The 354-nt window shown below is 48.3% G+C and carries 1 protein-coding gene; it reads right to left on the minus strand.

The annotated features are described in order from the left end of the window. Positions 1-334, minus strand: a 334-nt coding sequence (locus ACO0K4_RS19580; protein WP_422958339.1) for a hypothetical protein, incomplete at its 3' end; no start/stop codon positions are given. Positions 335-354 lie beyond the last annotated feature (20 nt).

Below are 354 nucleotides of genomic sequence, written 5' to 3' on the forward strand. Positions count from 1 at the left end.
CAGTTGCACCAGCACCAGCACCCAATGTTTCAAAGCCAGTGACATTTGCCAAAGAGAAGGAAGCTGCATTAACAACGAATACGTCGTTAGTACCAGCGCCACCATCAACAGCCACCGTAGGAGCGACAGCAGCAGTAACGATGTCAACACCTGAACCACCTTTGTAGATCTCAGTACCATTGATAGTAATGGAGTTAGGACCTGTAGAAGCGGAAGCATCGATCGTGGTCAGTTGCGAACCTTGACCGGACAGATCTGATGTAAAACCGCCAGCGCCAGTTACCGTTACGGTTGTCAGTTTGTTAGTTGTGTTGTAACCACTCACTGTAACCAAAGCACTGTCATTCACTGTCA

It is taken from the genome of Undibacterium sp. RuTC16W, assembly GCF_049339445.1.
Taxonomy (GTDB): Bacteria; Pseudomonadota; Gammaproteobacteria; order Burkholderiales; family Burkholderiaceae_D; genus Undibacterium.